Origin of the sequence: Paenibacillus phytohabitans, assembly GCF_013141775.1 — a bacterium.
Classification (GTDB): domain Bacteria; phylum Bacillota; class Bacilli; order Paenibacillales; family Paenibacillaceae; genus Paenibacillus_AQ; species Paenibacillus_AQ phytohabitans.
The window spans coordinates 159573-178486 of sequence record NZ_WHOB01000062.1; the positions used below are offsets into that span (position 1 = coordinate 159573).

The 18914-nt window shown below is 52.9% G+C and carries 12 protein-coding genes; 7 read left to right on the forward strand and 5 right to left on the reverse strand.

What is annotated here, in order from left to right; all coding sequences use genetic code 11:
- Window positions 1-24 precede the first annotated feature (24 nt).
- The 3 genes from GC101_RS21085 to GC101_RS21095 all read left to right on the forward strand — a co-directional run bounded on the left by GC101_RS21085 (window position 25) and on the right by GC101_RS21095 (window position 4600).
- On the forward strand, window positions 25-2223 hold the full coding sequence (locus GC101_RS21085) for a methyl-accepting chemotaxis protein (RefSeq protein WP_343049789.1): 2199 nt from the start codon (window positions 25-27) through the stop codon (window positions 2221-2223).
- Window positions 2224-2449: 226 nt separating this feature from the next.
- On the forward strand, window positions 2450-3514 hold the full coding sequence (locus GC101_RS21090) for a LacI family DNA-binding transcriptional regulator (protein WP_171718851.1): 1065 nt from the start codon (window positions 2450-2452) through the stop codon (window positions 3512-3514).
- Between the two features lie 123 nt (window positions 3515-3637).
- Window positions 3638-4600, forward strand: a complete 963-nt coding sequence (locus tag GC101_RS21095; protein WP_343049790.1) for an alpha/beta fold hydrolase — start codon at window positions 3638-3640, stop codon at window positions 4598-4600.
- Window positions 4601-4714: 114 nt separating this feature from the next.
- Here GC101_RS21095 and GC101_RS21100 read toward each other — a convergent pair whose 3' ends face one another.
- From GC101_RS21100 to GC101_RS21110, 3 genes are read right to left on the reverse strand one after another with little or no spacing between them, the layout of a single operon-like run.
- Window positions 4715-5887 (reverse strand): glycoside hydrolase family 130 protein, encoded by a 1173-nt coding sequence (locus GC101_RS21100; RefSeq protein ID WP_171718852.1) that lies wholly within the window; start codon window positions 5885-5887, stop codon window positions 4715-4717.
- Complete coding sequence (locus GC101_RS21105) at window positions 5887-7101, reverse strand: AGE family epimerase/isomerase (protein WP_076242601.1); 1215 nt, start codon at window positions 7099-7101, stop codon at window positions 5887-5889. The genes GC101_RS21100 and GC101_RS21105 overlap by 1 nt, the downstream gene beginning before the upstream one ends.
- 46 nt (window positions 7102-7147) lie before the next feature.
- Window positions 7148-8110 carry a glycoside hydrolase family 113 gene (locus tag GC101_RS21110; protein WP_171718853.1) on the reverse strand — a complete coding sequence of 321 codons (963 nt, stop codon included), beginning with the start codon at window positions 8108-8110 and terminating at the stop codon, window positions 7148-7150.
- Between the two features lie 267 nt (window positions 8111-8377).
- Here GC101_RS21110 and GC101_RS21115 point away from each other — a divergent pair, with 267 nt between their 5' ends.
- The 3 genes from GC101_RS21115 to GC101_RS21125 all read left to right on the forward strand — a co-directional run bounded on the left by GC101_RS21115 (window position 8378) and on the right by GC101_RS21125 (window position 13560).
- The gene (locus GC101_RS21115; RefSeq protein ID WP_171718854.1) at window positions 8378-9400 is read left to right on the forward strand and encodes a glycoside hydrolase family 130 protein; all 1023 of its coding nucleotides are present in this window, start codon (window positions 8378-8380) and stop codon (window positions 9398-9400) included.
- A 181-nt stretch (window positions 9401-9581) separates the two neighbouring features.
- The gene (locus tag GC101_RS21120; protein WP_171718855.1) at window positions 9582-11645 is read left to right on the forward strand and encodes a methyl-accepting chemotaxis protein; all 2064 of its coding nucleotides are present in this window, start codon (window positions 9582-9584) and stop codon (window positions 11643-11645) included.
- A 109-nt stretch (window positions 11646-11754) separates the two neighbouring features.
- Window positions 11755-13560: a peptidoglycan D,D-transpeptidase FtsI family protein gene (locus GC101_RS21125; RefSeq protein ID WP_171718856.1), complete on the forward strand. Its 1806-nt coding sequence runs from the start codon at window positions 11755-11757 to the stop codon at window positions 13558-13560.
- On the opposite strand, the gene GC101_RS21130 is transcribed toward GC101_RS21125, so the two are convergent.
- Window positions 13521-14747, reverse strand: a complete 1227-nt coding sequence (locus GC101_RS21130) for an AI-2E family transporter (protein WP_171718857.1) — start codon at window positions 14745-14747, stop codon at window positions 13521-13523. The two genes, GC101_RS21125 and GC101_RS21130, sit on opposite strands and share 40 nt — an antisense overlap.
- A 251-nt stretch (window positions 14748-14998) precedes the next feature.
- On the opposite strand from GC101_RS21130, the gene GC101_RS21135 reads away from it, so the two are divergent.
- Window positions 14999-16384 (forward strand): polysaccharide deacetylase family protein, encoded by a 1386-nt coding sequence (locus tag GC101_RS21135; RefSeq protein ID WP_171718858.1) that lies wholly within the window; start codon window positions 14999-15001, stop codon window positions 16382-16384.
- Between the two features lie 512 nt (window positions 16385-16896).
- On the opposite strand, the gene ilvD is transcribed toward GC101_RS21135, so the two are convergent.
- A complete protein-coding gene (ilvD, locus tag GC101_RS21140) occupies window positions 16897-18582 on the reverse strand; it encodes a dihydroxy-acid dehydratase (protein ID WP_042234058.1) in 1686 nt (561 codons plus the stop codon).
- Between the last annotated feature and the right edge of the window lie 332 nt (window positions 18583-18914).

Sequence of the window (18914 nt, forward strand, 5' to 3'; positions counted from 1 at the left end):
AAACCGAAAGAGAGAAGGATTAAAGTGGGAAAGAACAGTAAAAAGCCTAAGGTTATACAAAAGGCTGAGACAGGCCAAGCAGGTGATACCCAGTCAACAAGTAAAGCGGCAGTTCAAAAACTAACTTTAAAGAACGTACTGAATGGTTCAGTGCGCCAGGTTAAGAGAGTTAACCCGCTGAGATCAGTTGGTGTTAAGCTTTTCCTGATATTCTTATCTTCTATTGTGATTGTTGTACTGTTCCTGGGGATTCTGTCTTACAACAAAGCCAAGAATACCATTAAGGATAATGTTTCCGAAGCCAACCGGCAGACGATTATCCAGACTTCCGAGAAGCTTGATATTACCTTGAAGCAGTATGAAAATTTGGCACTCCAGCTGTATTTCGATACGCAAATGCAATCGAATCTGACTGAGCTTGCCGCTGCTGCGAGCAGTTATGATAAATTTGTGGCTACAGATGCCATCAGCAAAAAGCTCTCCAGCCAGACTACTACAGATTCCAATATCGTAGCGATCTCACTGATTCCAGAGGATCCTGCGATGACGATCATATCGAGCGGGAGCTCCGGTCTTACCGTCGATGGCTTAAGAGATCAGGAATGGTACAAGACTGCTGTCAAAAATTCAACCTCATATGAGCCATACTATACCTCGGAAGCGAAGTCCGCACAGAACTACTGGTTCCCGACTTCCGTTGAAGGCGATGGCGGCAAGAATATCGCTATGGTCAGATCACTCAAGAACCTGGGCTCTAATGCAGGGTATGTTGTTTTGCTTGAGCTTAAGAGCACTCTGCTTGAAGAAGCCTTCGAGAGCGTGAAGCTTGGGGAAGGTTCGCGGATTCAGCTGGTATCACCGGAAGGAATGGTAGTTGCTTCTTCCGTACCGGCAGAGGACGGCAAGGTCTCAGAGCTTAACTTTATTATGGAGAGCAAGAAGAACAGCGAGAGTCAGGAAGCTAAGGATGCGAATGGCAAAGATGTCCTGGCTGTCTACAACCCGATGGAGAAGGCGGACTGGAAGCTCGCCGGAGTTGTTCCTACCGGCCAGCTGGTTGAGGCTGCCACTCCGATTCTGTTTACAACATTCATAGCGGCTGGAGCTGCAGCCCTGCTTGCCATTCTGGTCGGCTTCTGGATGGTACAGATGATCGCCAAGCCGCTGGCACGTCTGAAGGATCTTATGGTTCAGGGGGCTCAGGGTGACCTTAGCGTCCGTACAGAGTATGTCTCGAAGGATGAGATTGGAGATCTGTCCGCCTCCTTCAATCTGATGATGGGGCGGATCACCGAGCTGGTTGCCCAGACAACGGAAACTGCGCGTGAGGTGCTTGAAACAGCCAATGATCTGGGCGACGCTTCCCGCAAGACGGCGATTTCTGCCAAGGAGATTGCTGCTGCTACGGAAGAGATTGCCGGCGGTGCCGGAAGCCTGGCGCAGGAAGCGGAACGCGGCAATGAGCTGACGGATCTGATTGCTACGCAGATGCAGAGTGTTATTGCTGCTAATGCCGAGATGGACCAGGCCGCCCGCGGAGTAGGGGAAGCCAGCGGACACGGTGCCAGCCAGCTCGAAGAGCTGCTGGAACAGACGGGCCGCACCGGTGAGATGACCAGCGCACTGGTGGACCGGGTCAACAACCTGAAGGACACGGTATATTCGGTGATTAAGGTACTGGATGTCATGAAGAATATTACCCAGCAGACGAATATCCTGTCTCTAAATGCAACGATTGAAGCGGCAAGAGCGGGTGAAGCAGGCAGAGGCTTCATGGTCGTAGCTGGCGAAGTCCGGCAGCTCGCTGACCAATCCAAGCAGTCTATCGCCCTGGTTGCCGGCATTACAGACAAGATTATGGCTGAAATGGATGAGACAGTAGCCGTACTGTCAGAAGTGGCCCCGCTGTTCAAGGAACAGATGAGTTCAGTCAAGAGTACCAGTGACATCTTCGTATCGGTGAAGGGTCAAATGGAAGACTTCATTACCAGCCTGGAATCGGTCACCGGTGCAATTGACAGCCTGAATCATTCCCAAGGCGTATTGTCCGATGCCATGAGCAATGTAAGTGCGGTTGCACAGCAGTCTTCTGCTACTTCTGAAGAAGTTGCTTCCCTCAGCAATGAGCAGCAGAATGTTAGTGATCAGCTCGTATCGCTGTCCGGTAAGCTGCAAAGTGCATCGACACAGCTGGAGAGCAAGCTGTCACTGTTTAAGATATAGTCAGCTGGCAACGTACAATAACAAATTGAATAGTTTCAGGTATATAAATGTTGCATTCCGCCGCTTCTTTCCATCCGGGAAGGAGCGGTTTCTTTATGCTTGTGCATCGGTTCGCGACCCCGTATAATTATTTTGTTAGCTAAATGTTATGATTTCCGAAAAAGTTAGCAACAATGAATAAAGACTCGTTATGTGAAACCGTGAATAGTATCTGGAGGTCTTATATATGGCTAAGAAAGTCACTATGCAAAAAATCGCCGACCATCTCGGCGTTTCCAAGTTTGTCGTGTCCAAATCCCTGTCCGGCAAAGGCGGCGTCAACGAAACTACCCGGGAGCGGGTCATTCAGGCGGCTTCGCAATTAGGCTATTTCACTCAAAAGAATGCCTATGTTCAAAGCATCAAACGTCCTCCGCAGTCTGCGGACAGTGACCGGAACAAACAATCTGTGCTGGTGCTGATGCCTAATATCCGTTCGCAAACCCAGGATTCCCTGTATTGGGGGAAGATTGTAGACGGCATTGCATTGGCGCTGGACCAGGAAGGTCTGGGCATGGTCATAGTCTCTGAGCACCGGACGGATAACTTCGTCAATATTCTCAACCCTAACGGACTGCTCGGGCTGATTGGCGTGGGCCAGATCTCGACCTCACTGCTGCTGGAGGTGCACCGCATCGGCCTGCCGATGGTGCTGATTGACCATGAAGATCCGCTTATTCCAAGCGATACCGTATTCGCCAATAATACGGATTCCATGACCCGGCTCAGCAATCACCTGATGGGCACGGGACATACAGAGCTGCATTTTATCGGAAATATCCGCTATTCCCGCAGCTTTCGTGACCGCTGGATCGGCTTCCGCAGCGCCCTGGAAGAGAATGGAATGAAGACGCCTGCCGGGGATGATGAAATGCTGCAGCTGGAGGGAATGGATGATGGAACTTTTGATGAGAGCTTTAAGCAATGGCTGCAGAGACGCAAGAAAACCAAAAGTCTGCCAACCGCACTAGTGTGTGCCAATGATTTCATTGCGCTCACCATTAGTGATGTGCTCAAAGCAGAAGGCTTTGCCATCCCGGGTGAAGTTTCGGTAACCGGCTTTGACAATATTGAGGACGCCACACGGGGGGTTCCCCCGCTCACTACTGTTCATGTTCCGAAAGAGGCAATGGGCCGGGCGGCTGTAGAGAAGCTGCTGAACCGTATCCATAACCCTGCCGCACCGCTGGAGAAGATCCTGATTGCTGCCGACATTGTCCACCGGGATTCGGTGACTGGACCAAGAGCATAGTTGGAATTATATTGTATTTCGTGCAGGATAATCGAAGGTAAAATAGGAAATGTCCCGGTTATAGTTTCTCTTTTTGGCCTGAGCACACGCCTATATAATTTGGACATCAGTTAAGAGAAGGGTGTGACCTTACACATGGCCGCGATTCCGCAGAACGAGCAGGCTCTGCACCGGTTCATTTCAATAATCTGTTCACCGCTGTCCATCGTTCAATATGTCCTTACGAAGCGTGATGCTCTAACCTACAAGCCTCCTGGAGAAATGGTTCCTGTGCAGGATGCCTGCCTTCATGCCCATGTTATGGGGAAGGGAGACCACACCGTAATTCTGGAAGCGGGTATGGGCGGATCATCCCTGGACTGGTCAATGGTGCAGCCGGAGCTGTCGCTGTATGCCAAGGTGGTCTCGTATGACCGGGCAGGCCTGGGCTGGAGCGGGAGCGGCAGCCAGCCGGAAAGTGCAACCTGCAGGAAATACGTCCGGGAGCTCAGGGAACTGCTGAAGGCAATGGACTGCAAGCCTCCCTATATTCTGGTAGGCCATTCCTATGGAGGCATGATTGTGAGATGTTTTGCAGGGGAATATCCGGATGAAGTGGAGGGGCTGCTGCTGGTTGATGCTGTACATGAGAGCCGTTATCTTACGGATGAAATGAGCAACCGCCGGAAACAGCAGCGGGAGGCGAACAGACGGCAATATAAGCTGGGTTATCTGTTGGCGCCTGCGGGGATTCCCCGCTTGCTTAGAAGGCCTGTAGGAGGGCGGAGGCTCCCTTCAGCTATCCAAAAAAACGCCTCAAGTCTGGGATACCGCAAGAGTGCTTACCGGGCCGCATATGCAGAACTGCTCTGCGCGGAAGAGAGTGCCCTGCAGCTGAAGGCGGCAAAGCCGCTAAGCAGCAAGCTGCCCATTACAGTGCTTAGCGCAGGCAGTCCGGATGAAGAATGGAAGCAGGGCCAGCAGCGCTTAGCCAGGCTGACCCCAAATGTACAGCATATTACCGAAGAAGATCCCCGGCATTCCATTCCCATTCACAGACCGGAGACGGTCGTTAAATACGTCACCGAATTATTGAATACCTTATAGCCAGCGGCTCAAACGAATAAAAGGCAGTACCGGCAGATCATTCTGCAGGTACTGCCTTTTTACTGGTATAAGTGCTTCGTGCAATCTGCCCTCATACGGATATTACAGCTGCAATTACAGCTGGAGATTCCGGTCAATCAGGGCAATGCGCTGCTGGACACAGGCATAAGAGCGGAGCGGATCTTCAGGAGTATTCAGCACATAATCAAGCATTTGATCTACCGTAGTGGTAGCTACATGAATCCGGGTGTCGGAGGAAGCGTAGTAGATGTAGATGTCCCCGTTGTCCCGGGCGATTACGCCGTTGCAGAATACAACATTGGATACATCGCCGACGCGTTCTTCACCATCCGGAGCGATGAAATGTCCGCCGGGAGCATGGGTAACCTTGTTCGGCTCATCCAGATCGGACAGGAATGCGTACAGTACATAACGCAGTCCCGCAGCAGTGTTGCGGACACCGTGGGCGATGTGCAGCCAGCCTTGAGGGGTTTTGACCGGCGCCGGGCCCTGGCCGTTTTTCACTTCCTTGATCGTATGATAATAACGCTGATCCATAATGGATTCGCTGGTAATTACAGCATTCTCAATGGTATCGGACAGTCCCCAGCCGATGCCGCCGCCGGAGCCTGCATCAATGAACCCATCCTGCGGGCGGGTGTAGAAGGCATATTTGCCCTCTACGAATTCAGGATGCAGCACCACATTACGCTGCTGGGCAGAGCCGGTCTTGAGGTCAGCCAGACGTTCCCAGGTCTTCAGGTCCTTGGTGCGGGTGATCCCGCACTGGGCAACTGCGCTGGACAGATCGCCGTGCGGGGCAGCGGGATCTTTGCGCTCAGTGCAGAACAGGCCGTAGATCCAGCCGTCGGCATGCTTCACCAGACGCATATCGTAGACGTTGATATCCGGATCTTCAGTTTCCGGCAGGACAACCGGATGATCCCAGAAGCGGAAGCCGTCTACACCGCTGTCGCTCTCGGCTACAGCGAAGAAGGATTTGCGGTCATTCCCCTCGACACGGGCCACAATGTAGAACTTGCCGTCCAGCTCAATGGCCCCCGGGTTGAAGATGCCGTTCACGCCGATCCGTTCAGCGAAATAAGGATTGGTTGCCGGGTTAAAGTCATAACGCCAGATCAGTGGCGCATGTTCCGCTGTGAGCAGCGGGTATTGATAACGGTCATAGGTACCGTTGCCAAAGGGAACCTTCTCATTTTTGCGGCCAATCAGTGATTCGTATCGTTCTGTTAACTGCGCCTTGCGTTCTGTGAATAATGTGCTCATTATTTAGTCTCCTTTGAGGTTGTTGTCAGTCTTCCGATCATTTCAAAGCAGGCTCTGCTGTTATGATAAGGGCATTTCCAGGCACTGACCTTGGAGGCATGCGCCAGCGGCTGCAGGGATTCATCAACGGCCCAGAACCACTCGCCTAATGTATGATCGACCATGTAGCTGTTAGTGAACGTCCAGGCTGCCTCAGCAGCATCGCGGAACCTCGGATCTCCGGATAGCTGGTAGGCATTATAGAAGCCGACGATCGCTTCGGCCTGCGGCCACCAGTCTTTATTCTTATCCAGCAGCCCGTTCGAATCCGCCTCATTCCAGATTCCGCCGTCAGCGTCAATGCCTTCAGCCAATGTTGCTTCGGCCATGGACAAAGCCACACTGCGCACCCGGTGCAGCAGCTCCTCATCCCCAAGCACTTCAGCCGCTTCGACCAGGAGCCAGCTGCCTTCGATATCATGACCGTAGGAGATATGGTCGGACTTGATATTCCACTCCTCATCCAGGAACAGATGGAAATGCTTGCCCTCCTTATCAATGATGTGGAGGAGCATGACCTCAATCAGCTCAGCCAGCCGGGTCCGCAGCTCTTCGGATTTCCACACACGGTACAGGCCGGTGTAGCCTTCCAGCACATGCAGATGGGTGTTCATCGATTTCTTCTCATTCATGTCCTTGCTGCTGAGACTCAAATTCTCTGTCATCTGCCACTGCTCAGAGAGGGCTTCGATATAACCTTTATTAAGCGGATCATAGCCGTATTGCTCGACCAGACGGAACAGTGCCACAGCCTGATCGAGTGCATCCTGGCGTCCGGTAGCATGATGGAACTCAGCCAGGGCGTAGATGGCGAAGGCCTGGCCGTAAATTTGTTTTTTGCGTTCGGAAGGGGCGCCCAGCGCATCTACCATCCAGTAATAGCCGCCGTATTCGGCGTCGGTGAAATATTGAAGCAAATAGGCGTGGGCCCGTTCAGCCATAGTCAGGTATTCAGCGTTGCCATACATGCGGTAAGCGCTCGCAAAGGTCCACAGAATCCGCGCGTTCAGCACCAGGCTTTTTCCGGCCTCCGGATTGATATTCATCTGGTTATCTATTTCACCTACGAATCCGCCATGCTTGTCATCCAGGGTATGCTTCATCCAAAAGCTGAGGATATTGTCTTTCAGCTCTGCTTCCATTTCATTCCGCCAAATCTGTGGCGATTTCGTCATATGGTTGTTCACTCCTAAACAGTAATGGTAGATATTGAAATTAAGGCTATAAGGTATGCGGGGATTTCGTCTTGGAACTGTAATACTCTTCAATAATGCCTGCCGCCGGCTTGCCGTACATGCAGTAATCATCGTTGCCTGCTGCTTCGTCCAGCGGATAGAGCTGTGCCGGCCAATCCCACAGCATGAAGCCCTGTACCCAGTCCCGCTTCCCGCAAGCGCCGAACATGGCAAGGTAGAACCGGCTCTGCTCTTCAAGATCCGGGCCGCCCTCGAGACTCCAGTCATTCGGGATGGCGGCACTGCCGGTCCGGCTGGGGCATCCCGCTTCCATGAAGAAGAAGGGCTTGCCGTGTTTCGTGACCACCGCCTCAATCCGGTCAAGCTGTACTTCCCAGTCCTGCTCGGGATAATAGCCGCTCGAAGAGATTACATCAAGCGCATCCCACCAGCTCACGTTATCCTCCTGATACTTATCACAGTTGTAGGTGATTACACCGCTGTACACCTTGCGGACTTCGGCAATCAGGGCACGCCATTCTGCGGCCCGCCGGTCCGTCTGGACCAGCTCACAGCCGACACAGAACATCTCGCAGCCGCTCTCTTCGGCAAGCACAGCATAATGAAGGATAAAGGCTGTATAGGAACGGAACCACTCTGACCATTTCGGCTCGCAGGGAACATCCTTGTCGAAGAAGTTGATATGAGCCCGCCATGTGCCGTCTGCACAATTCACAATGGGCTTCAGGCAGACCTTCAGTTCAAGTGACTTAGCCTCGCGGATGGCCCAGCGTACCTCTTCATCACTGACCGTGGGTTCTGACCAATAGGGGATCTCTGTAGATTGCGGGGTAGCTTGAAGTGCGCTGAATGCGATGGCGGTCCAGTTCGCACCGGTAGACCTTTTCATCAGCTCCATGGAAGACTCCGCTGCATCATTGGCCCAGGTTCCCCGTCTGCCCATGAACCCCCAGGTTACGCCTCCGATATACTCGCTAAGCAGTGACATGTGGTAACCTCGCTTTGCTGTAGAATGAACAAAAAAATATAGTGTATAAAACAAAAATAATAATTTATTTGTATTTTGTTATTATGTTATTGTTATTTAACGATAACAAGAATACAATTAAGTTATAACGCTTTTTATGAATGTTTTCAAGGGGGAATTGTGCGGGAAGCCTGAAACCGGCCTCTATGTATGTCCATTCTGCGGAGTGGATGGAATCATCAGTCAACTGCAGCCGCGGCTGCGCCAATCTGAAAGGAGACTATTGCTATGAGAGAAGTTCAACTGATCGGAAGTAACATTCCGAATATGCCTTGGCAGGACAGACCGGAAGGAAATGAGAATCCGGTATGGAGACACAATGACAACCCGGTCATCAAACGCAATCCGGCCAAAGGGGTTGCACGTATTTTCAATAGTGCGGTAATTGCCTATGAAGGAAGCTTCCTCGGCGTATTCCGGGTAGAGGATAATACAACCCGCCCTCATCTGCGTATGGGCCATAGCCATGACGGACTGGACTGGAAAATTGAAGACGCTCCCATTTCGTTCATTGATGAACAAGGCAACCCCTACATGCCGAGATATGCCTACGATCCGCGTCTGGTTAAGGTTGAAGATACGTACTATATTATCTGGTGTACGGATTTCTACGGCGCCGCCATCGGTGTAGCCAGAACGCAGGACTTCAAGACCTTCATCAGCCTGGAAAATCCATTCCTGCCGTTCAACCGCAACGGCGTGCTGTTCCCTAAGAAACTTAACGGCAACTTCGTGATGCTCTCCCGTCCAAGCGACAGCGGTCATACCCCGTTTGGCGATGTCTTCCTGAGTGAGAGTCCTGACTTCGTCTACTGGGGCAAACACCGTCATGTGATGAGCAGAGGCGGACAGGGCTGGTGGCAGAGCACCAAGATTGGCGGCGGTCCCGCCCCGATTGAAACCTCCGAAGGCTGGCTCATGTTCTACCATGGTGTAACTGGGACCTGCAACGGGCTGGTGTATAGCATGGGTGCGGTTATTCTGGATAAAGACGAGCCGTCGAGAGTCAAATACCGCTCCAGGAACTTCGTGCTTACACCGGAAGAATGGTATGAGGAGAGAGGCTTCGTGAACAATGTGCTCTTCCCGTGCGCGACCTTGAATGATGCCGAAACGGGCCGCATTGCCATCTACTACGGGGCGGCTGACACTTATGTAGGTGTTGCATATACGACAGTGCAGGAAATCGTCAACTACGTGATCGACACCCATGAAGAGGTTGGCGATGATGCGGATTTAGGCAAAATCTAGGCGAAATCTAGATCGGATAAGGCTGCAGAGTCCTTTTCACCTGACACCGTTGGTCCGCATTCTATGGTACTCATCTCATACAACAAAATCACAGCGTTACAAGATCTGATGGTATATTATTAATACTGGCCTTGTGCGGAATCATTCCCTACAAGAATACAGCAGATCCGGCGGTGATTTTTTGAGCAAGTCAACAGTTCGCGGTAAAAGTATTCTTACTCGGCTGCATCCCTCCAAGTCGCTGGGGGTGCGGCTCTTTCTCGTGTTTTTCGTTGCGACGATGGGAATCGTCCTGTCTTTGGGCTATACATCCTACTCTGTTGCCAAACAAACAATCGAGAACAATGCACTGTCCGCTAATCAGCAGACAGTCGAGCAAACGGCAGAGAAGCTTGATGTAACTCTGCTGCGCTTTGAAGATAATCTGGGCCAGCTGTTCTACAATAAGGATATCCGGCAGGCAGTCTCGGAAGAAAGTGCTGCTGACGCAGGCGGGGGGACGGAACAGGCCGCTGTGATCAGCGGCGAATTGAACCATTGGCTCTCTGCAGTTACTAATGTGCAAGCGGTTTATCTGATTCCTCTTAATGAAGCACTGCCTGCCGCATCGGCGGGGGCTGTGGACAATGAATTCCTGGCGGGTGCCCGCGAAGCTTCGTGGTACAAGCAACTTCAGGATAAGCCGCAGGGCTTGTGGATTACCGAGGCCCTGAAGCAAGGGGAAGCAGAAGGCGTGGTCCATTTCGCCAAGTCCGTAGCGGGGGAAGCCGGAAGCTTAGGATACATAGCGGTCTGTGACATCAAGACTACGGAGCTGGCCAGCCACCTCAGCAAAGTCGATCTGGGGATGGACTCTTATATCCAGCTGCTGACTACCAAAGATGAGATGATTGCCTCTTCCCAGCATCAGGAGACAGACACTTACTTGCGTCTGGGAGGCACCCTGTTCAAGGGACTCAGCGAGAGCTCAGGCTCCCTGCCGACCAAGGATGAGAAGGGCAAATCCATTCTTGCCGTGTATGGTACGCTGGAGAGCTCGGGCTGGAGACTGCTTGGCGTTGTCCCTTCCGAGAATCTGATTAAAGATGCGGGACGTATCCTTAACACCACTTACATAGCAGTGGCTGCCGCTGCCGTCATCGCCATTCTTATTGGCCTCTGGATGGTACGGATGGTCTCACGGCCGCTGTCGCGCCTGCGGGACCTCATGTTCCAAGGGGCAGAAGGTGACCTGCGCGTGCGTACAAAGGTAGTCTCGCATGATGAAATCGGCCAGCTGTCAGGCTCCTTCAATATGATGATGGAACGGATCACAGAGCTGGTCGTGCACACCAATGAGACCGCACGTGAAGTACTGGAGACCGCAGATGCCCTGGGCAATGCATCCCGTGAGACCGCAGTGGCCGCACAGGATATTGCCGCAGCAACTGAACAGATTGCCGGCGGTGCAGGAAACCTGGCGCTGGAAGCAGACCGCGGAAATGAGATGACCGCCCAGATCTCCGAGCGGATGGATGCGGTGATTGCTGCGGCCCAGGAGATTGGCGGGACTGCACATAACGTACAGGCGTCCAGCAGGGAAGGTGTCGTCAAGCTGCAGGAGCTGCTGGGCAGAACGCATGAGACCGGCGATAGGACAGGGAAGCTCGTCATTAAGGTCAATGAACTGAAGGATACCACCTCGTCAGTCATCCGGGTGCTTGAGGTCATGCAGAACATTACCCAGCAGACTAATATTTTGTCGCTTAATGCTACAATTGAAGCAGCCCGGGCAGGCGAAGCAGGCAAAGGCTTCACCGTGGTCGCTGATGAAATCCGCCAGCTGGCTGAACAGTCCAAGCGTTCCATTGCAGTAGTGGCTGAGATTACCGACAGAATCATGAATGACATGCATGAGACTGTAGCCGCATTATCCGAGGTGGCACCTTTGTTTGGAGAACAGATGACCTATGTTCAGAACACCAGCGAGATCTTCGTCAGTGTACAGGGGCAAATGAATCATCTGATCACCCGGCTGGATTCCGTGTCAACATCCATTGACGGACTAAACCACTCGCAGAGAGTACTGTCCGAGACGATTGGCAATGTCAGCTCGTTTGCGGAAGAATCCTCTGCCGCCTCTGAAGAGGTTGCATCCCTCACCGGCGAGCAGGAGAGCGTGAGCGAGTATCTGGTCAATCTCTCCGCCAAACTGGAGAATGCCTCGTCCAAGCTTAATGAAAGATTGTCTAAATTTAGCGTGTAAGCTGCAAGTACATTAACCGCTTTTCCTTCGGGGGAAGCGGTTTTTTGCGGTTTGGGGTGGGCATAATAGAACTCATAGTTCCGCAGCCCACTTGATGGAGGAATAACACTTGCAGAAGCTGATTCATAAACGTATATTTTGGAGTCTGCTGATTCTGTCTGTGCTCGTTGCAGGCTTGATCATCAGACTGGCCTGGGTTCAGCTGCTGCTGAAGAATCAGGCGGTAAGCGGAACAAGGTATACAATGGCACAAATGGCCGAAATTCAGAGCGAGCGGGAGACAGTACTGGACAGCGGGCGCGGCCGGCTGTATGACAAGAACGGAGAACCGCTGGCCGGAGAGACTGTATGGACAGCGGCACTGTTTCCGCAGGAAGAGTCACTTCCGCTGCATACGGTTACCGGGGAGCCTGCCGGGGATAACCATTTGCACCGCCTGGCAGAAATTCTTGGAGTCAGCTACAGCCAGCTGCAAGCCAGACGCACAGGACTTAAGGAGCCGCTGCTATGGCCCTCCGGCAAAGGGGACACTCCGCTGGCATTGTCGTTGTCACAGGCCCGGGAAGTGGAAGCGCTGGGGATTGAAGGGGTTAAGGCGCTGCCCTTTGCCCGCAGATATGAGGGCACCGCTTCAGGACGGCAATGGCTCGGCTATTTGTCTGAAGCTTCAGGTGAAGCCCTCCTCCAGTCGCCTACAGGCCTGAGAATTCCGCGGACAGGCACAGACGGGCTGGAAAAAACACTGGAACCACTGCTGCAGGGAGTGGGGCACACGGAGGCGGTTGCCCAGGTGGATGCCCGGGGCAACCGTGTTCCAGGCAGTCCGATTGTAGTCAAAGCACCGGGGAATCCTTATTACCCGCTGTCTTTATATACCACGATTGATAAGAAACTACAGGAGAGTATTGAGCAGCTGGCCGCAGAAGCGGGCGTGAAGGAGGGAGCCGTTGTAGTCCTGGATAGCCAGAACGGCGATATTGCGGCGATGGTCTCCTTGCCGTTCTATAACCCGGAGCAGATCTCGCCGCAAGGGGGCGAATGGAACAACCGGGCGCTGCAGGCAGCGGTACCCGGGTCCATCTTCAAGATAGTCACTGCTGCTGCTGCCCTGGAGGCCGGATTAACTTCACCGGAGGAACCGTTCTATTGTAAGGGGGAATACGGGAAATACGGATTGACCTGCCTGAACGGCAAAGGACACGGCGCCCTTACGATGGCGCAAGGGTTCGCCGTGTCCTGTAATACCGTGTTCGCCACGCTTGCCGAGCGGCTTAGTGGAGCACAGCTTAATGCTGCTGCTCTGGCACTGGGCCTTGGCCGGGACATCGGCTGGCAGGCGGAGAATACGCTGGGCCTGCCGCTGCTCCGGCCGCTCTCCGGGGAGCAGGCGGGGACGATCTTCACCACGCTGCTGCCGGATGACGGCGGGGCCAGGGTGCAGACTGCAATCGGCCAGCGCGATGTGCGGATTACGCCGCTGCAGGCAGCGAATCTCGTAGTCACGCTGCTGCATGGAGGGGCGGTTAGAGCACCGCGTATACTGCAGCGGGTTGCGTTTGCCAACGGCCAGACGCTGAAGGAGCTTCCGGGGCATCTGGCCCCTGCGCCGCAGGGCAGAATATCCGGGGCAACCGCCCGCGTGCTGCTGTCCATGATGCGTAAAGTGGTGACAGAAGGAACAGGCAGGACGCTGCAGGGCCTTGAATGGCCGGTCGCCGGCAAATCAGGCACAGCGCAGACTCTGGTCAAAGGCGTGGCCCGCAATAATCAATGGTTCATCGGCTATGGCCCGGTAGACCATCCGAGATATGCTGTATCCGTTGCTGTTGAGAACGTGGCTCCAAGCAGTCCGCAGGCAGCTGCCAAATTATTCGGTCAAGTATTTGAGCTGCTGTCCGGGTCAACGGGGGCCTGAGTACCGACTGTGCCTGCTGTACCAGCCGAAGCTGTACCTGCCGTATTACCCGATACGGGGCCGCCGGCTGTGGAGGGTTCAGAAGCGGCAAACGGAGACACGATGAATTCCTCCTGCGGCAGATAGATCCAGCGCTGCAGATACCCCTGCTGAATCAGCTCCTTGAGCAGGATCAGCAGGATCGGCGACAGAATAAGGCCGGCGATGCCAAATACAGAGGAAGACAGAATTACGAAGGATAACATCAGGAACGCCGAGGAGACGCCGATCGAATTTCCGGTGATTTTGGGCTCCAGCAGCTGCCGTATAACCATCACCACTGCCAGCAGAATGATCAGACCAATGGCAAGTGAGGTATTGCCGACAATAAACAAATATATAATCCAGGGGATCAGTATCGCCGGTACTCCAAGTAGCGGCAGCAGGTCGAACAAGGCGCAGATTAGAGCCAGAGTAAGAACATTTCCAGTCTGCAGAATCAGCAGTCCGGCGAGAACGATCACGAAGGTGATGCTGATCAGAATCAGCTGGGCTTTTAGATAAGAACCGATAGCCTTGAACACATTCCCCTGCAGGAAAGCGTAAGCCGTCTTAAAGGTCTTGGGCAGCTTGTCATGGGCGATCCGGCGCCAGTCCTTAATCTCCATACTGAGGAAAAAGGCCAGGATAATCGCAATGCCGAAATTAGCCATAAAGGAAGAGAAGGAGCCAAGCACACCGATCATATATTTAAAGAAGGTGACCATCCACGTCGAGAGAACATTGGTCGCATCAGTGAAATAACCGTTCAGTTTATCTGTGAGATCGGGCGGGAGCGCATCGATTTTTTGCTGGAGATAAGTGGTAGCCTCAGTAAAATGCTGCTGGACTATGTATGTATATCTGGGCAGATTGTCCTGGAATTGAATGACCTGAGTCGTAATCAGCAGTCCGGCAGCAAATAATGCGCCAAGCAGGATCACTAAGAAGAGTACCACGGAGATAGCGGAGGCGAAAGGCTTAGCCATTCCCTTGCGGTTCAGGAACCGGGCCAGCGGCTCAATCAGCAGGAAGACAAAAAAGGACAGGAACACAGGAGCGGCCAGCTGATACAGCTTACTGAAGCCCAGCATCACGAGATATAGCGTCAGAATAACCAATCCGATGTCGAAAAAAGTGCGCCAATATTTTTTGTACAGCGGCAGCATAGAGATAAACGACTCCTTTTTTAGATAAATTTACAATAATCACTTCAATTCATTGTACACGATTTTAATAAAAAAGCGTCTATTTCTTTGGCAGCTGTGTTAAAATAGGGGGTAACGTTTTTTTGAATGTACTACTTGTCGCCACAACGGTATTGTCCTCTTGCAGGACAGCAGACGCTTCTACTTACTCTACTTGGCCGTATCACACGTAAGACGAGCCAAAGTCAACTCTGGAAAAGCGGGGAATTTACATGCAGACTTTGCTGCTCTGGCTATTTTACATTTCTACCTTTTATGCTTTCATTCCTGGAATGATCAGCCGTATATTTGGTTATCGTGTCTTTCGCAAGGGAATCGGGCGCACGGATTATGGCCTGACCTTTGATGACGGACCTGACCCGCATTATACACCGTTATTGCTGGATTTGCTTAAGCGCTATGGAGCTAAGGCGACTTTCTTCGTGGTTGGTGCTCATGCTGAAGCGCATCCGGAGATTATTAAGCGTATGCATGACGAAGGGCATCTCATCGGGATTCACAATTATGTGCACAAGACGAACTGGCTGATGCGTCCGGCAACGGTGAGGAAGCAAATTCAGCGGACCGATGATATTATCTTCAAAATAACCGGCGAGCGCAGCACCTATTACCGTCCGCCGTGGGGAATTGTGAACCTGTTTGACTTCTCCAAGCGCCGTCAGGTGCAGATTGTACTCTGGTCGGCCATGTTCGGCGACTGGAAGGAGAAGCTGGGGGCGGAACGGCTGACCGAGAAGCTGATCTCCAAGCTGGGTCCGGGTGAGGTCATGCTGCTTCATGACTGCGGTACTACACTCGGTGCCGATCCGCATGCACCGGAGCATATGCTTATTGCCCTGGAGCGGATGCTTCAGGAAGCGGATAGGCGGGGGCTGCGAAGTATCCGGATTGACAAGATGATCAAGGCGGTGCAGGAATCACCTATCACAAGGCTGTCTTTCGGCAAGCGGCTGGTTGTCGGCTTATGGCTGGCCTGGGAACAGGTATTCCAGCTGTTGTTCCAGATCAAGACGATCTCACCGGCAGATCCGTTCCTGCATTACCGGCTGCGTAAGTATCAGGGGAATCCCGTGCAGATGGATAACGGCGAGACCTTAAGCAAAGGCGACAAGGTAATAGAGCTGCATATCGACAACAGGCAGCTGTTCGAGCTGGGGGTTCATTCGCGTTCCTCGGCACAGCTTGCCATCCGCATGATCCGCCGCATGGAGAAGGATCTCCCGGTGCTTGCGGAGCGGATTGCCGGTGATGTGGATCTGGCGGAAGCCAAGGCGCTCTACGGTGTGAGCATGCTGAACCGCGGGCCGGAGAAATTCGGATTCATGGTTCTGGATCTGCCAAGCGGCCTGTTCGCAAGTTCCACCAAATTCTATCTCAGTATTCTGCTCAGCGTCATTCACCCGTCAGGCGGAGCAAGACTTAAAGTCCGCAGTGAGCTGCTGGTACCCAAAATGATGCTGATGCCCGTGTCGCAGCTGCTCGACCAGATGAACCAGCATCGGCCGCAGAAGCCGGTGAAGCAGCGGGAGCGGGTGCGGGAAGAGGAGCATTCCCTTGAAGCTGAACTTGAACTGCCCGGAGCAACGGTTGTTCATTGAATGCAGCAGGCAAACAGCACTTATAAATTTTGATATTTATCTATATCGCAACTGAAGCTGCTTCTTATGCTCCGCTGGCCTGAATGGGCTGGCGGGGCTTTTTATATATCTGGAGCTATTGCCGATATGTTCGCTGCCTGTGTCGGACGGAGATCCTGAGACCTCCATCCTAAGTCGAAATCCTGCACGAAATACAACATTTCCCGAGGTAAATCGGAGATAACCGGAAAATGTTGTATGAAATGCAGGATTTCACCTCCTCCAGGCGGCTTAGCGGGAAGATTATTGTATTTCATACAACAATCTTCCGGAACAACCCGTTATCGATGAATCAAAGTTGCAGAGTGTACAACATTTCCCTAGCGAACAGCGATAGGGACCCTTCGGGTGATTCCTGCTAAGTGCGCCACGTGTATTAAAGGACCCTTACATGTCAAAAAAGAGCAGTCCCGCCGCATTAACGGAGGAGACTGCCCTTTCAGTTCGTTCTTTCTATCTCAGGCTGCGGCCGATTAGATCTTCAGCACGCCGCCTTTGCTTGCATTGGTAACCAGCTTGGAGTAACGGGCCAGGTAACCGGTCTTCACCTTCGGTTCGAAGCCTTTCCAGCCGCTGCGGCGGACAGCCAGCACTTCTTCTTCAACCAGCAGCTCAATCTTGCGGCCCTTCAGGTCCAGCTCGATGATGTCACCATCCTCGACAAAAGCAATCGGTCCGCCCTCAGCCGCTTCCGGCGAGATGTGGCCGATACTGATGCCGCGGGACGCTCCGGAGAACCGGCCGTCGGTGATCAGGCCGACCTTGGCGCCAAGACCCATACCGACGATCTGCGAAGTCGGTGCCAGCATTTCCGGCATACCCGGTCCGCCCTTCGGACCTTCATACCGGATAACAACGACATGGCCTTCTTTGACCTTGCCGTTCGCGATCCCTTCCAGCGCCTGCTCCTGGGAGTCGAAGCAGATGGCAGGGCCCTTGTGGTAGCCGCCAACGGAAGCATCTACGGCACCAACCTTGATGATGGAGCCTTCCGGAGCCAGGTTGCCGTAGAGTACAGCCAATCCGCCTACCGGGGAATAAGGGTTGTCTATTGTATGAATAACCGACGTATCCTGAATCTCATGACCCGTGACATTCTCGGCCAGAGTCTTGCCGGTTACGGTCATGCAGTCGCCGAAGATGGCGCCCGGCTTCTTCAGCAGCTCGTTCAGCACAGCGCTGACGCCGCCCGCCCGGTCCACATCCTCGATGAAGATATCGGATGCCGGAGCCAGCTTGGCCAGGTAAGGCACGCGGTTGGCTACTTCATTGATGCGCTCCAGCGGATAGTCAATTTCAGCTTCCTGAGCCAGTGCCAGGGTATGCAGCACAGTGTTGGTGGAACCACCCATAGCCATATCCAGCGCAAAGGCATTGTCCAATGATTCATGGGTTACGATATCACGCGGCTTCAGATCCAGCTTGATCAGCTCCATTAGCTGGGTAGCTGATTTGCGGACGAAATCTCTGCGTTCTTCGGCAACAGCCAGAATGGTGCCGTTGCCCGGGAGAGCAAGGCCCATAGCTTCTGCCAGACAGTTCATGGAATTGGCTGTGAACATACCCGAACATGATCCGCAGGTTGGACAGCCGAATTGTTCCAGTTCAAGCAGTTCAGCGTCATTGATCTTGCCGACCTGATGGGCGCCAACGCCTTCGAACACGGATGTCAGGGATAGCTTCTTGCCTTTGCTGTCTACGCCGGCCTTCATCGGTCCGCCGCTGACGAAGATCGTCGGGATGTTGACGCGCAGTGCGCCCATCATCATGCCCGGGGTGATTTTATCACAGTTGGGAATGCACACCATTCCATCGAACCAGTGAGCGGAAACCATCGTTTCCACAGAATCGGCAATAATCTCGCGGCTTGGGAGCGAATAGCGCATTCCGATATGTCCCATGGCAATACCGTCATCTACGCCGATGGTATTGAATTCGAACGGAACCCCCCCGGCTTCACGGATAGCTTCCTTAACGATTTTGCCGAATTCCTGCAGATGCACATGACCCGGTACAATGTCGAGATAGGAATTGCAGACTGCGATGAACGGCTTGCCGAAATCCTCTTCCTTAACACCTGCAGCACGCAGAAGACTGCGGTGCGGAGCGCGGTCAAAGCCCTTTTTGATCATGTCTGAACGCATTTTCTTGTTTGCCATGATGAAATTTCCCCCTAAAAGTATTGTGAGCCTAACCTCTTGGAACGGTGAGAACAAATATAGTGCCGCATTAACGCATTGCAATCCCAAAAGCTGCGTGTCTGCGGTTTATAGAAGGATCAAGGTCCAGCTTCCTGCAGTAAACAGAAGTAGGGCGGAGCCGTTTCTATAAAACAAGCGGATTGGATACGAACGTTAATAGAGAGTCTATCACAAAAAACCTCATTTTTCTACCGGGCAATGTGAAGTTTGTCGCAGTCATCTCCCGGCATACCAATGGAAACGGCTACACTGTCCTCCACAGGAATTCATACACAAAAAGCCTATCCGCG